This window comes from Belliella pelovolcani (genome assembly GCF_900156785.1).
GTDB lineage: Bacteria > Bacteroidota > Bacteroidia > Cytophagales > Cyclobacteriaceae > Belliella > Belliella pelovolcani.
Window position 1 is genome coordinate 412022 of record NZ_FTOP01000002.1, and the last position, 15274, is coordinate 427295.

Sequence of the window (15274 nt, forward strand, 5' to 3'; positions counted from 1 at the left end):
AGTCTTGAACCAGGTGGTCTGACGGTTTTTAGGGGGGGGATTGAAACCCTTAGTGTGAGAGGTATGCTCAAAGGTTATAAACGAATAATTAAAAACTTAAAAAGAGAATGAATATGAAATCAATTGTAATTATGATTTGTGCGGGTGTGCTGCTATTGGTGGCGGGTGCCTGTGAGGGTTTTTTGGATGAAAGACCTAATAAGAATATTGTGATTCCAAGTACGCTTGATGATATGCAGGCGCTCTTGGATGCGAGCAACTGGGGGATGAATCAAAGCCCTGGGTTTAATCTTTTGAGTGGGGATGAATTGGTGGCTACACCGAATGCCTTCCTTGTTTATAGTTTGGATGAGCAGGAGGCTTATAAGTGGAGTGAAAGTTTTTTCGAAAATGAATTCAGTGATTGGTCAGTTCCTTATTCTCAAGCATTCTATGCCAATGTAATATTGGACGGGATTACAGATATTGATCCTTCAGCTGAGGAGGAGCGCATTCGCAAAGACGAGATCATTGGGAGTGCCTTGTTTTTGAGGGCAAATGGATTTTATAATCTTCTGAGCCAATTTGCGCCAGCTTATCAGCCTGGTGTAAATGATGGGGCTTTGGGGATTCCATTGCGGATGGATCCAAACATCAATATCCGGGTGGATCGATCAGATTTAAAGACTTGTTATGATCAGGTGATTGGTGACCTCAATACTGCCCTACCCTTGCTTAGGGATATGAATGTTTATAAAAGTCGGCCATCAAAAGCAGCTGTACATGCACTTTTGGCTAGGATCTACTTGGCGATTGAGGAATATGAAAAGGCCTTGAACCATGCCAACAGTGCATTGGGTATTCATGATGTTTTGATGGATTATAATGAAATCAATGCGAGTTTGAGGTTCCCCATCCCTGCTTTCAACGAAGAGGTAATTTATCATACGCAGATGGTGTCTTATTTATTCAGTGCTCTGGTCACTACGGTGGTCAACCCAGAGATTTATAATTCTTATGCTACGGAAGATTTAAGGAGGAGTGTGTTTTTCTTGAATAATGCTTTTGGGTCGGTATTTAAGGGTACTTATTCGGGTACTAATAATATGTTTTCAGGTTTGGCGACGAATGAATTGTATATGATCAAGGCTGAGTGTGAGGCCAGAGCTGGAAATACTTCTGTGGCCTTGGGGGTATTGAATCAATTGCTTGAAAAGCGTTGGGCAGCTGGCAGCTTTGAGCCCTTGAGTGCATCGGGTGAAGCTGTATTGGATTTGATCTTGGCAGAGCGTAAGAAGGAATTGCTGTACAGGGGTGTTCGCTGGTCTGATCTTCGCCGACTTAATAGGGATCCTAGATATGCTCAGACCTTGACAAGGGTGGTGCAGGGTGAGAGTTATAGTTTACCGCCAAACTCTAACAGATATACTTTACCGATTCCTTTGAATGAGGTCAATGTCAGTGGTATCTCTCAAAATAATCGCAATTGAGTAGAATGAAATCACTGAATGATTTTGACTGTATTCTATTGATAGATGATGATCCTGTGATCAATTATATCAGCAATAGATTTTTAAGAAAGACAGGTTATGGTGGTGAGGTATTGCATTTTGAGTGTAGTGTGGGTGGGTTTGAATATGTAGAAGCAGTAGCGAAGCATCTCAAGCCTGAACCATGTTCGATATTGGTTTTTCTGGATTTGAATATGCCTGTGATGAATGGGTGGGATTTTCTGGAAAAGTTTGAAGGCTTGCCAGCCGAGACTAAGGAGGTATTTAGGATAGTGATCTTGAGTAGTTCTGTATCAGCTTTGGATATCAATCGGGCGAAGGATGATCGAAATGTATGTGGGTATGTGGTGAAGCCTTTATCGATCTTTGAACTTGGTAAGGTGGAGGCTTATTTGGAAGCGTTGAAGTTTTAGTAATTAGACAGCGGCTCAGAGATGGGTCGCTGTTTTTTACCACAGATGAACACAGGTGGACTCAGATGAAAAAGAATAAAGTTAATATTTCGGATAGATTGCTAAGGTGCTAAGGGGGAATGAAGGATGAGGGGGGAAGGATAAAGGGTGAAAAAGGTTAAAGGGAAAGTGGAACCACTAATTGCACTAATGGGAATTTTAAGGATTTGTGAAGTGGTAGAGATTTGAAGGTTACTTTTTAGGTTTGAAATGTTTTTAAATTTAGAGCGCTGAAGCGCTGGGATTTACACAAAGGGAAAGGGTGAGGGATGAAGGGGGAAGGAGGAAAGGAGGAAGGATGAAGGGGGATGGAGGAATGAAAAAATGTTTAACTGCCCCGAAGTGTCGGGGTTGCTTAACTGTTTAGGAGGTAGTTGAACCGTCTGAGGGTTTGGGCAAAAGGTAAAACCTAAGTCTTGAACCAATTGGTCTACTTTTCATAAATTAATTGCTTATCCACTTCGATAAATGGCTGAATGTGCTTGGAAACTGTATTGGTAGTAAGTAAATCAACGGGTTTATTAAGTATATCTTCTAGGTCATTTTTAAGCTTTATAAACTTTAGGCCAATGTGTTGATTGTAATTTAATTCAAGCAATATATCAATATCGCTATTTTTGCCGGCATCTCCTCTTGCGTATGAACCAAAGAGGTAGGCACGATCAACGGGATAATCGTCAAACAACTTCTTGATCTTTGCTATATTACTTTTTGTGATTTTCATACTAACTTAATTAGTCGCTATGTTCCACTATGGTGATTATATTTTGAGGGTCATTTTGACTACATTTTATGAAGTAATTGCTCGTAGATTTGTTCAAATTCAGTTGCGGTCTGTTCTAGGCTATGATGTTTTTTGGCGTATTGTTGGGCTTGATTTCCTAGGGATTTTATGCTTTCTGGATTCTTTAATAGTTCTAATATACCATTGGCAAACAAATCTGGGTCATGGCGCTCAATAAGTAATCCTGTGTTTCTATCTTCGATTACTTCTTGCGTAGCTGGTATTTTCACCGCAATGGTTGGGGTAGCTTGAAGGGCAGCTTCTATGACTACTCCCGGAATTCCTTCCACTAAGCTGGATAAAATTAAAATATCTGCTGCAGCAAAATAAGTGGAGATGTCATCTTGATATCCACAAAAAATAACTTTGTCAATGAGCTTAAAGTCATCTACTAGCTTTCTTAGATAATTACCCTCTTCTCCCTCTCCTACAATTAGTAGTTTGAAATTTGTTAAATGGTTATTCAATAGAGCAAGAGCATTCAAAGTAAGGACGATATTTTTTTCTTTACTTAGGTTACCAACCTGAGCTAGTATAAAATCTTTATCCGATATGCCATATCGCGAAGTTATTGTTTTTTTTGACTCTGGTCTATCCTTGGTAATTGCATTTATACCTCTTTTTATGATTTTAGATTTAGAATTGGGGAGATGAAGAGTTAATGCTAAATCTGTGGCAGCTTCTTCTCCTACTGAAACAAAAATATCTACTTTTTTGGCGAGCATTTTATAAACAGAAGTCAAAAAAATTCTATTGTTCAGCCAATAAGATATGAATGAGATGTTTCTATAAATAAGTTTGGGTTGGTGTATGCCCAACATGGCTAGTGAGGCATATTTAAATGTATCCGACCCATTGGCCTGGACTATGTCGGGGCGGATTTCAAGAATTAAATTACGAAGCCTAAACAATAAGCTAAGATCAAAAAATCTCTTAGTGCCATTTAAATCCATATTGATGGCATTTTGGACATCTAATTGTTGCTCGTGATGATATAGACCTACGAACCAAATGTGATGGCCTCTTTTTACTAACTCCTCAGAGAGGCTCTTTGCTGAAACCTCTGCACCTCTTACTTTTCTAGAAGTAACTAATTGTAGGATTTTCATCTATCTTCTATAGGAATCCAATACATAATACTTATCACTTCTATTGACGGTATGTGTACCTTTTAAGTCATTTGACCAGTTTGACTCAAGTATTTCTGCAGTTTCTTCTTCATATTCTTCCGTATTCCAAGTAATAATTTTTTGAATTTTGATTCTATGTCCATAGTGTTTGGCAGAATCTTGGGCTGGTCTATACCAAAATCCATTTTTCTCAAATAATGCTCCTGCTGGGCGACTTGCTCTGACATCGGAAACTATTGGATTACAGGGATGAGGGTGCCAATTTCCCTTCTCAATATTCTCACAATAGAACAATGATAATTCATCAAAAGATGAGGCCATTGGATGAGGTTTGGTATTTGCAAATAACCAATATAGCCCATTCTTCATACAGATAGTCGGATCATAAAAGGCAATATCATTCAAATGGTTTCCTACAAATACCCAAGATGAAGGAAAGTCAATAGCTTTATACATTCTAAGCCCTTTTTTCGCAGCAGCTTCTACCCACATCAAGTAGTCACCTTTGTGATTGAGGATAAATGGATATGATAAGTGAAAGTCTTCTTGGATAACAGGTTCAAATTCCCCAATATCATTAGGACTAATAATCCTGGCGAATGATATAAAACCCTTCTTCTCAAGATAATTGTATTGTTCGGCAAAGAGATAGGAGGCTTCTTCGTAGTCAACAATAAAAGGATCAGCAAGGTAAAACCCTTTTGGATTGTTAATTTTAGAAAGTTTCGCATCCCCTATCGATTTTATCCAAAGTTCCCATACTTCTTTTCGGAAGAGTTCTTTGATTTTTCTTGCTAGGTTCTTATATAACCACCGTAAGAAAAGTTTTGTCATTTGGGCATTTGTGGGTGGGCTAAGGTTTGGAATAGCTGAGCTATCGAATGGTAATTGACTGAGATCAAGTTTTTTTTTCCAAGCCTTCACACCAAATCTATTGATCCAAGCCAATTCTCTAGGGATAAAGTAAAGGCTCTTCCAATATACTTTAGCGGCGTTTCTATGCACAGATAAAGGATCTGTTCTAGACCAGGATCTAGAAATGACATTACCTTGATCTAAATTCTCTGTTAAGATCTGCAACACGGATCCTGTGATTTCCCAGCCCTTCATTACTTCCCAAAAGCAAGGAGGCCCACCTCGGTACACTTGATTGTCTCCATGATGGTAAGACCAAACTCCAAGTTTGGGAATATTGAGGATATCCCCTTTTAATATCCTAAAACCAAACCTTATCAGAATATCCAATTCTCTTGATCTAAGTAGTTCCAAATCTTCAGAGGAAAAATAGTCTGAATACTTCTTTTGAATTGGGTAAACAGGGAGAATAAGGGGATTCAATCCAGGTACTTTCAAGATATCCTTGCGGGTAAATGGACTTTGATTGACTGAGAAGCTTGACCGGTCAAATTTTGAAAAAAGTCTATAGAGGATTGGAGAAGGCTTACCGGAGGGTTTCGGTCTTTGATTGACTATCAGGCAATCAATTGTGGCCAAGTCATCCCTTAAAATGACATCTACCATTTCCCATACCCAAGCTGGGACTTTAAAGCCATCCAGTAGAATACCTACTTTAAGCTTTTTGTGCATAACGGTGATAAACATTCCACAAAACTTCCTCGTATTGCTGGGCTATAAGATTAATATCGAATCGATTGATGGCTATTTCCCTAGCCCTTCTACCCATTTCAGCCATTTCTTCGGGATGTTCTATGGCATATATCATTTGATCTGCCAGGGCATCCACATTTCTGACTGGAAAAACTAAAGCGGTCTTTTTGTCTTGGACAGCTTCCAAATTCATAGGGATATCAGATGCTAAGATGGGAATACCAGCCATCATTGCTTCCACCAAGGCACCAGAAAAGCCTTCATACCAAGATGGGAATATAAAACAGTTGAAGTCAAAAATACGATTCGTAACATTTGGAACTGATCCAGGTAAAAATATACAATTTTGAAAATTTAAGTTTGAAATTAAGTTTTCAAGGTCTTTTCGGTAGACTCCTTCACCAAAAATAGTAAGTTCAATGCAGGGATATTTCTTTTTAACTTTTTTAAAAGCAAGTATTAATTCCATATAACCTTTTAAAGGTATTAACCTACCTATTGCCAAGAATCGGCAGGTTTTATTTACCGAATTGTTCCAACAATTATCGGGAATTTCTCTACCCCTATAAATTACATCTACTTTAGCAGAAGAAATGCCAAGATATTTAGAATGACTTGAGACCAGATGATTAGAATTAGAAATATAATGCTTTGGAATTGAGGCTGTAATTCTATCTAAAAACCAAAAGAAATTAAATTTCAATCTTACCAAAGGAGACTTAATTTTCCTGGCTTCTTTTGAATAAGAGTCACTAACCAGAGTACCTATAAGGGGAGTTCCTTCAATCAATGAAACCATCCTTGAAATAATGTTAGCCCTTAATAAGGAGGACACCATTATGTCAGGTTTTTCTTGTTTTACAACACTTCTTAATCTTATTATACCATTAAAAAAGTCATATTTACCTTTAAGATCTAGAAATATAACTTTAACCCCTGCATTTTCAAATTGCTCAAATAAATCATGTCTTGGATAAAAATAAATTAAAACGGGAATAATTTTTTCAGAAAGTTTAGGTAAAATCTCCAAATAACTTTTCTCCGTTCCTGCGTTTATTAGGGCATCTTGGATAAAAAATACTTTCATCAAATCATAAATCAATAGTTTTACCCTTTATTCCTTTCCAAAAATGAAGGAATGCTAACCAAATAATTTTAAAATTTTTTTTACCATAAGACCATCCATATTTAAAACCATAGACTGATTTAATCGACCATTTAAAATAAAGAAGAATTTTCATCTTAAAGAATCCAAAATGATCAGATATCATTAATAAATTTCTCAGGCTATAATACTCTCGATTCAGATTGATTTTTTTTACATAGTCAATATTATTCACAACTAGCCTATTACTTCTTTTCCTATATTCATAAAAGACTTCTGGATTAACTACTAATCTGAAACCTCCTCTCTTAATCCTTAAACAATAATCCAGCTCTTCAAATCCAAAGAATAAATCTTGATTAGGAAATATGTTTTTTTCCAAAACTGATTTATTTATAATAAAACAATATCCTCCAGCTATAAAATCTACATCGATATTCTTTTTACGCTCAAGAAGCTCTGTTGGCACTCTTTTTATTTTCCCAGTTGATTTTTCAAAATATTGACCAACTGCTCCAACTGCCCCGACATTATCCTCTATTTGAATTAAATTAAAAAGTTTTTCAAAAACTTCACCATACAAAGGTGGGTCGTTATCATCCCCCCAAAACACCCATTCATATCCTTCCTGATAAGCTAACTCCAAACCAAATTTCGCAGAATAAGCTGGACCTGCATTATAACCCAAATAATAATATACTATTGGATACTGATCAAGAGTTTCAATCATTTCTTCAGTCTCTTTCCCATCACTATTGTCAATAATCCAAAGTTTTTCAGGAGGGAAAGTTTGATTAAATACTTTTTGAATAGTTGCTTTTAAAATACTAGGACGATTGAAGGTAATTATAAAGCCTGCAAATAATTTATTTTGCATCATTTACACTATTATAAAACCTCATAATTTTTTTAACTCTTTCCTCCCAGGTATATTGCCATACATCTTCTTTAGCTTGATCTGCAATTCTTTTTCCAATTTCAGGATTATTCTTTAATAGCTCTAATGCATTTACCCAACCGTTGACATCATCATATGGAACCATCAAAGCATTGTAATTATGATGAAGAATTTCAGAAAGAACATTAAGCGTAGAGGAAATTATCGGCCTTCCAGTTGCCATATATTCAAACATTTTTAAAGGGGAAGCATACTTTGATGTATCTGAGTCATTAATCCCAGCTACATTAACTTTGTTTTCATAAGGCATAAGAAGTGCATCAGAAGCATTTAAAAATTCAATTAAGATATCTTGAGTTTTAAATCCTAAAAATTCAATATTTTTAAGATTAGTTGTAATTTCCTGATAATAATTGATATCTAAATCATTTCCCCCCAATAAGATAAATTTAAAATTAGGTAACTTTTCTGATAAATTAATAATTAAATCAATACCTCTTCCTCTATATAAATGTCCTGAATAAAGCACAATGTAATCATCTCGATTTAAACCTAATCGTTTCCTAGAATCATATTTATCGTTAATAGTATTTAAAGATTTTTGACTGACTCCATCAGGTAAAATTAATATTGGTTTTGAGTTACCTATTATTGAAATCGCATCATTTGCTAAAGCTGATGTTATAGAAATTAAAAATTTACAATTCTTACTTCTTACAAGGGATTTAAAAAAAAACTTTGATTTATTGTTTTTCCAGACTGCATCATGCAACTCAAAAATTACAGGCTGGCAAAAAATTTTCGAAAGTACATAAGCTGATATCAAAGTTCTTGAATGCACTAGACTCGATCTGTTAAAAAAAGCATAAAATGGAAATAAAATTGATAAAGAAAATAACTTTTGAAATTTACTTAGATAGTTTACTGGAAGCCGTTTTATTTTAAATTTATTTTCAATTGAATATATATTTTTTATTGATTCTCCATTTAACATAGAAGAGTCGCCGTTATTAGATACAAAAAGAGTTACTTCAATGTTATTGTTAAGATATGCATCACACATTTTCATAACATGAAAAGAACTCGCTGCTTTTGATGGCACAGCAGAATACGCGGAAATATAGTTAACTTTCATTTTCTTGATTTAACTATTAGAAATGGAATTACTAGCCTACAAAGAGCAGAGTTTAATAATTCTACACTATAAATTACAATCTTATTTTTATCTAATTTCTTAATACCTGAAAATATCCCTCTTATTGAGCGTTTTAAATCATTTATCAAAATGAACAATTCATTTTTGAAAAATACCCAATAACTAAAGTCTTTTAAATGATGTCTGCTTTTTAGATAAAAATAGATTCTAGAAAGTTGTCCATTATAAAAAAATCTACCTTTTTTAAAAGAGGAATCATTGTGGTAATGTTTAACTCTTGCTTGGAAACAAAATCCCACCTCTTTTTCTATTATTTTCAGTCTAAAAGCTAAGTCAATTTCTTCATAACCTCCTTTAAAAAAATTATCATATCCATTGATTTTATGTATGTCGCATCTTTTTACTGCAAGATTTAAATTACCAAAATATTCGGCTTCATATCCATTTTCAACAAATATCAGTTGACCATTAAGCCCTAATTTGGATTTGCCTTTGAAAACAAGGGACTCCGGGAAATTAATATTATGAACAAACCCTCCTAGTAGGGATAGATTAGGATTTATTTGAAAACACTGTAAAAAAGATCTTATCCAATCCGGGTCTGGCACACAGTCATCATCGCACCAGCAGATATATTCTCCCTTTGCTGTATCTACTGCTATTTGTCTAGTTTTAGCAAACCCATTATTCTTCTTGCTAAATAAATACTTATAACCCGAATTATAGATAACTTCTTTTGTGTGATCTGTGGATGCATTATCTACAACTAGAACTTCATAATTGGAATAATCTAGCTTTTTTATAGCATCTAGTGTCCTTTTCAATGAATCAGCTCTATTCCTCGTGATGACAGCAACTGTCACAAGAGGGGAATTATTAAGATCTGAACTGCTCAAGTAAGAATCCATATTTTTTTAAATGACCTTGTACCCTTTCCATGATGTAGTTTTGATAAAAGGGGTATTTTGTTCTATTTCTAAATAAAGCTCCAATACTAAAAAAATATGCAACTTTTAATAGCTGTATGGCTAACTCAAAAAAACTACGAAACCACTGTTTCTTTATTTGTATATTTTTTGTCCTGTAATTAGACTTTCCTTTACCGATAAATGCCTTAATGTTCCATAGCAAAGACAATTTATCAGGCCTTGCATAATGATGTACATAAAGATCTGGATCATAGTATATCCCTTTTGATAGTTGGCTATTTAGATACCTCAATTGTAATTCAGTTTCTTCTGAATAGAGAACTTTTGTTCCAGTCATACCTAGATCAACCCTGAATTCACCTATTCTTTCAATTACTGATTTTCGAATTATAAAATTACATCCTATTAAGGTTTCAAAGTGGTAGAGTTTTCTAGTCGAACTTCCAAACTCAAAAGTTAAATACCTATCTATAAACCATCTGGGCTTTCTTTTTTCATAAAATGGGAATACAGGACCTCCGAAAACATCAGGATTTTTGTTTTCGATGAGGTGGTAAGCAAGGTCTACCCAATTATTAGGTAAAATACAATCATCATCAATGAAAGCAAGGTAATCACCAGATGACTCTCTCACACCTCGGTTTCTTGCTTGAGATAACCCTATATTCTCCTCATAATAATACTTGAGGTATGGGATAGTATTTTGAAAAACACTCACTAGTTCATTTGTATTGTCAGTTGATTTATTGTCAATGACTAGGACTTCGTAAGGTGCCGTTGTTTGGTTTGCAATAGAGTTTAAGGCTAATTCCAGCAATGGAGCTCTATTGAAAGTGCAAATTATAATAGATATTCTGGTCATCTAAACCTTTCTTTGTAATACTGAATAGGTTTTGGTAGGTAAAATCTAGAAATAAAGTTATTTATAATTTTGGTAAAGTTATCTCTATTATAATTCTTCCAACTCCCTATCCAAAGATGAACAGCTATTGTATCCTTAGTGATAAATTTTCTATAAGAAAGGTGTTTTAATTTGTAAGGTAAAGGATAAAAAAAATCTGGTTCAAGGACTTTACAAGTACTTTTTATATCTTCATCTAGCCTCACAATGAGACTAGTCAATACTTCTGGAATTAGGGGTGGAGACTTTGAGAATTTTAAATTTTTATACTTATTCAATAAATCATTAATGATTATTGAATCTTGATGAGCAGCGATAAAAGCTGCATTGATTGATATTCTATTCTCTTTGCCTAGTACCGTGGAGGACTTAATCAGCCAATCAGGAAAAGGCTTCAACAATAACATATCCGTATCCAAATATACTCCCCCTTCATGCTGCAAAGCGTAAAGTCTAGCCACATCTGATACAAAAGCATACTTTCCTAACCTATATGCTTCCTTGGTAAATTCACAGTAATTGACATCAAAATTATCCTCGTTCCATAGCTTGATATGGTAATCAGGACAGTACTTTTTCCAAGAAGCCAAGCACTTCAATTCTAAAGCTGATGGCTTAGCGGGACCAAACCAACAGTAGTGGATGATTTTGGGGATCATTTAAATATTGTCTTGATAGAATTATGAACAGCATAGGAATCTTCTTTCCCTTTAAAAAATTGATATTTTGCTTTCTTAAATTGTTGTTCTAACTCTTTCATGTCACCTTTTTTTAAATTGATCGATTCAAATTTGATCAACTTGACATGAAACTTTTTGAAATCTATCATTTTGATAATTTCAGCATCATATCCTTCGGTGTCGATTTGTAAGTAATCCACCTGATGAAATTCCGGATAAGATTTTAAAATTTCCATAAAAGGAAGAGTTTGGACTTCCAATTCTTTGATATCTGAATTATCGACTCCAAACTTCAACAAGTGCTCTTTTGAAAATGAACCAATACCTCTTCCCCATTCAGGTAGTTTAGCTAGTCCAAATTCATTTAATTCATAAAGTTTTATTAATGACCTTTCTTTGAACAAAGCTATATTTAAAAATATGATTTTATTGAAGCTTGATAGATTAGATTTCAATAATTGAAAGTACTTGGGAGAAGGTTCTACCAATATACCTGCTGTTTTAATTGGGTCTAGGTAATCAAATAAATCATCAAAACTTAATCCATCATTAGCCCCTATTAAAATGAATCTAAAACTACTCTTTTTACCAATCAGTTTTTGAAGCGTGCTTTCATAACTAAACCTAACCCGTTTATTGATTAAGTTTATGGTTAACAAATACTTTTGTATTACTCTTGGTAAACAGGTAAAGGTCTTAACAAATAGCTTTTTAGCTAATTTCATAAAAAACATCAGATAAGGCTATTTGATTTAAATTCGTATTCAAGGCATGTCCTGAGCCTAAGTAATCAATAGTTCTAATTTTAATGGTTGCTACATTTTGTAAAACCTCGTATTCATTACCTAGATAACCAAAGTACAAGTAGATACTTAGTTTTTCATTTTTATAAATTGGAAACCTTGGAATGGTCATTAAAATATTACCCTCAACCTTCTTTAAAATGACTTCCTGCTTAAAGTTCCTATTATTAAATGCCATTATTCCCCTCCCCTGTTGATCAAAAAGGCCAAAACCTACTTCCAATGGTGTGTTTAAATGTATCTCTTTTATCTTGTAGAAAAGATTAATACTCAATGATTGATTACTAAAAATTTCAGCTGATAATTTTCTATCTGCCAAAATTTCAATCTTTTGTATTCCTAAATCCTTCCATTTTTTATCTGGATGAAAACGTAGGTCTTTCGATACATCAATAGAACCAAATATTTCACCATAATATCGGTCAATAACATCGAAAGAATTACCAATTAGATCAATTCTACCCTTTTCCAACAACAATGATCTAGGACATAAATTTTTAACTGCCTCAAGATTATGACTCACAAACAATACCGTCCTCCCTTGATTCTTACTTACATCTTCCATCTTGCCAAGGCACTTCTGCTGGAATTCATAATCTCCTACGGCTAGAACTTCGTCGATGATCAAGATCTCAGGGTCCAAGTGGGCAGCTACGGAAAAGCCAAGCCGGACTTTCATTCCAGAGGAATAGAACTTGACTGGTGTATCTATGAACTTCTCTACGCCTGAGAAGTCTATGATTTCATCCAGTTTGCTATCAATCTCTCTTCTGGTCATGCCGAGGATGGTGCCATTCATGTAGATATTCTCTCTACCAGAGAGCTCTGGATGGAAGCCTGTACCTACTTCAAGCAGGGAAGCTACACGGCCGTGGATTTCTATTCTGCCACCGGTGGGTTCGGTGATTTGGGAGAGGATTTTGAGTAAGGTGGATTTGCCAGCGCCATTTTTACCTATGATGCCAAGGACTTCTCCCTGCTGCACTTCAAAGTTGATGTCCTTGAGTGCCCAGAAAACGGATTCGTCCGCTTCTTCACCAAACTTGCTGAGTTGACGTAAGCGCTTGTAATTCTCATAGGGAGACTTGATGATGTTGGTCAATTGCCCTAGGAGTGTATCAGCTTGCTTTTCTTTTAGGCCAAGGCGGTAGCGTTTGGAGAGGTTTTGGACTTTGATTATTGATTGAGACATGATCTCTCGCAGATTACGCGGATTTCGCGGATTATATAAAATTCTTAAAGTACTCAATAGTTTTGATGAGGCCTTCTTGGAGGTGGATATTGGGTGACCAAACTAGTTTTTCTTGGGCTATTGATATATCTGGCATTCTTTGTTTGGGGTCGTCTTGAGGGAGTGGCTTGAAGATGAGTTTGCTTTTACTGTTGGAGTGTTGCCATTTAACAATTATTCGTTTACAAAGATGCGACTCAAGAAAACCAGCTCCACCTGTTACTAAGATTCTTTTCATAAAATTTTTAAAATCTAAAGTGATTTAATTAAAGATGATTGAGACTTATGAACTGCTAAAAAGTTTGAGAGTATAAAGTTCTCCATATTTTTACCGTAGCCTCCAAATTCAACCCATTTAGGGTAGATTTTCCCAATAGAAAAATCATAACTTTCTAGTAGCTGAAAGTAATCTTTCAATAAAAAACCTGAATCAATACACATATCTCCATATTCAAACTGAATAATTTTTATTTTGCCTTCACTGAGCATTCTAGAAAACCCCTTTAAAACTTTATGTTCAGATCCTTCAGTATCAATCTTTAAAAAATCAATTTGTTCGATGTCATTTTCTAAGCAGTAATGATCTCCTCTGATACAAGCAATTGTAAGTTTTTGTGCTTCTTTTCCTAATTGGTTGTCATATATAGAGCTGAAAAATGAACCAGTAGGATAATAGTTGAATTGAATATCCTCTTTCTTGTCAGATAATGCGAAATTATTAGATTTTAGCGTAGATAAAGATTTAGTATTTATTTTTAATCTTTCATAAGTCTCTTCTACTGGTTCAAAAGCGTGAATTTCTGCAAGAGGAAGTTTACTGGCAACATACTTTGACCATTCGCCAACATTTGCTCCCACGTCAAAGATTGTATGGATAGGTTGGTTTTTTAACACTTCCCATATCCTATATTCTCCACTGAGATTATTGTCATTATTCTTATTTTCAAGTGCATGACTGATTGTTTTAGCAATGCTACTCAATGCACCACCAATCCTATTATTCCTTTGAAGCGTAATCCAGTAAAAAAGTTTCTTTTTGAAATTCACGGTAATTTGGTTGATGGTTGATTAGTGGATTGAGTTATGGAAGATGTTGGAAATGTTGATGATGTTGATAATGTTGGTGATGTTTTTAATGTTTGAAATGTCCTCGGTATTAGTAAATAGACCAGTCTACCTACTAATTACTGAGACCCTTTTAACACTTCCAACGCTTACGAAGTAAGCATATAACCCTTTTAACCTTTTCAACACGAGCGAAGCGAGTTTAACCCTTCCAACACGAGCGAAGCGAGTATACAATCCCGATAGTGATCGGGACAGGCTATTTCTAACGTTTCAGTTTCCGAAGATCATGATGCCTGTGGATTCGCCGGGGTCGGAGTCTTGGATGGTGACTTTGACTTTGCGTTGGAGTTTTTCGTAGGTTTTATTTTTGAGAAAGTCCAGGTATTGTATATCGAGGTCTTTACCGATGAGGAGGATTTCTATTTCACCTGAGTCAAGTCCCATGGCGTAGTCACCGATGATGTAGGCTTTTTGGACGGGTCCCATGCGACGGACGATTTTCTCCATGAGTTCGTCGAGACCGAGGAATTTGGAGACCATGTTTGAGATTTCGGAGAAGAAGGGGTGTTGTTCGTTGGCTTTGTAGACTTTGATTCTTCCCTCTTCTTCAGTCTTGAGCAGTCCAGCTTCGGTGAGTCTGTTGAGTTCCACGCGAACGGAGTTGGTGGACTCGTTGAATTCCTTTGCCAATGCTCTGAGGTATCCTGAATTCTTGTGTGAGAAGAATTTGAGGAGGAGTTTGATGCGGGTTTTGGAAGTTACGAGGGAGTCTAGCAAGGTTGAGGGGGGGTAGTACCGAGGGGTCGGGGTGCCCCGAGGGATCGGGGTGTTAAGCGTGGGGGGATTTAGTTATTGGGTGAATGGTTATTGAGTTATTTGGGACACAAAGAGCGCAAAGGAGCACAAAGATCTCTAAGGATTTAATTTTGTGAGCTTTGTGGGTTTTGGTGAGTTTTGTGTCGCTTCTTTTTTTTGGGACACTAAGAGCTCTATGAAGCACGAAGAGCACTAAATTTGGTTCCCCGAGGGATCGGGATGC

General features: G+C 35.6%; 16 protein-coding genes. 2 read left to right on the forward strand and 14 right to left on the reverse strand.

Annotated features, from left to right (window positions below; all coding sequences use genetic code 11):
• Window positions 1-113: 113 nt before the first annotated feature.
• A complete protein-coding gene (locus tag BW935_RS03965) occupies window positions 114-1469 on the forward strand; it encodes a RagB/SusD family nutrient uptake outer membrane protein (RefSeq protein WP_175606633.1) in 1356 nt (451 codons plus the stop codon).
• A gap of 5 nt (window positions 1470-1474) precedes the next feature.
• Window positions 1475-1903: a response regulator gene (locus tag BW935_RS03970; RefSeq protein WP_076498769.1), complete on the forward strand. Its 429-nt coding sequence runs from the start codon at window positions 1475-1477 to the stop codon at window positions 1901-1903.
• 469 nt (window positions 1904-2372) lie between these two features.
• On the opposite strand, the gene BW935_RS03975 is transcribed toward BW935_RS03970, so the two are convergent.
• The 14 genes from BW935_RS03975 to BW935_RS04040 form a co-directional block, all read right to left on the reverse strand.
• A complete protein-coding gene (locus BW935_RS03975) occupies window positions 2373-2666 on the reverse strand; it encodes a nucleotidyltransferase family protein (protein ID WP_076498770.1) in 294 nt (97 codons plus the stop codon).
• A 59-nt stretch (window positions 2667-2725) separates the two neighbouring features.
• The gene (locus BW935_RS03980; RefSeq protein WP_076498772.1) at window positions 2726-3835 is read right to left on the reverse strand and encodes a glycosyltransferase family 4 protein; all 1110 of its coding nucleotides are present in this window, start codon (window positions 3833-3835) and stop codon (window positions 2726-2728) included.
• Window positions 3836-5458, reverse strand: coding sequence for a glucosamine inositolphosphorylceramide transferase family protein (locus BW935_RS03985; RefSeq protein WP_139325488.1), 1623 nt, complete (start codon window positions 5456-5458; stop codon window positions 3836-3838).
• Window positions 5427-6551, reverse strand: a complete 1125-nt coding sequence (locus tag BW935_RS03990) for a glycosyltransferase (protein WP_139325489.1) — start codon at window positions 6549-6551, stop codon at window positions 5427-5429. The genes BW935_RS03985 and BW935_RS03990 overlap by 32 nt, the downstream gene beginning before the upstream one ends.
• 4 nt (window positions 6552-6555) lie before the next feature.
• Window positions 6556-7449, reverse strand: a complete 894-nt coding sequence (locus tag BW935_RS03995; protein WP_245802634.1) for a glycosyltransferase — start codon at window positions 7447-7449, stop codon at window positions 6556-6558.
• Window positions 7436-8602, reverse strand: a complete 1167-nt coding sequence (locus BW935_RS04000) for a glycosyltransferase family 4 protein (protein ID WP_076498778.1) — start codon at window positions 8600-8602, stop codon at window positions 7436-7438. Before BW935_RS04000 ends, BW935_RS03995 begins: the two co-directional genes overlap by 14 nt.
• Entirely contained in the window at window positions 8599-9531 is a 933-nt protein-coding gene (locus tag BW935_RS04005; protein ID WP_076498779.1) for a glycosyltransferase family 2 protein, read from the reverse strand. The genes BW935_RS04000 and BW935_RS04005 overlap by 4 nt, the downstream gene beginning before the upstream one ends.
• A complete protein-coding gene (locus tag BW935_RS04010) occupies window positions 9500-10414 on the reverse strand; it encodes a glycosyltransferase family 2 protein (protein WP_076498781.1) in 915 nt (304 codons plus the stop codon). Before BW935_RS04010 ends, BW935_RS04005 begins: the two co-directional genes overlap by 32 nt.
• On the reverse strand, window positions 10411-11112 hold the full coding sequence (locus BW935_RS04015) for a glycosyltransferase family 32 protein (protein WP_076498782.1): 702 nt from the start codon (window positions 11110-11112) through the stop codon (window positions 10411-10413). Before BW935_RS04015 ends, BW935_RS04010 begins: the two co-directional genes overlap by 4 nt.
• Window positions 11109-11858: an FkbM family methyltransferase gene (locus tag BW935_RS04020; RefSeq protein WP_175606635.1), complete on the reverse strand. Its 750-nt coding sequence runs from the start codon at window positions 11856-11858 to the stop codon at window positions 11109-11111. The genes BW935_RS04015 and BW935_RS04020 overlap by 4 nt, the downstream gene beginning before the upstream one ends.
• Entirely contained in the window at window positions 11845-13128 is a 1284-nt protein-coding gene (locus BW935_RS04025; protein WP_076498785.1) for an ABC transporter ATP-binding protein, read from the reverse strand. The genes BW935_RS04020 and BW935_RS04025 overlap by 14 nt, the downstream gene beginning before the upstream one ends.
• Before the next feature lie 31 nt (window positions 13129-13159).
• A complete protein-coding gene (locus tag BW935_RS04030; RefSeq protein WP_076498787.1) occupies window positions 13160-13405 on the reverse strand; it encodes a hypothetical protein in 246 nt (81 codons plus the stop codon).
• A gap of 14 nt (window positions 13406-13419) precedes the next feature.
• Entirely contained in the window at window positions 13420-14214 is a 795-nt protein-coding gene (locus tag BW935_RS04035; protein WP_076498789.1) for an FkbM family methyltransferase, read from the reverse strand.
• 291 nt (window positions 14215-14505) lie between these two features.
• A complete protein-coding gene (locus tag BW935_RS04040; RefSeq protein WP_076498790.1) occupies window positions 14506-15012 on the reverse strand; it encodes a winged helix-turn-helix domain-containing protein in 507 nt (168 codons plus the stop codon).
• Window positions 15013-15274: the final 262 nt, after the last annotated feature.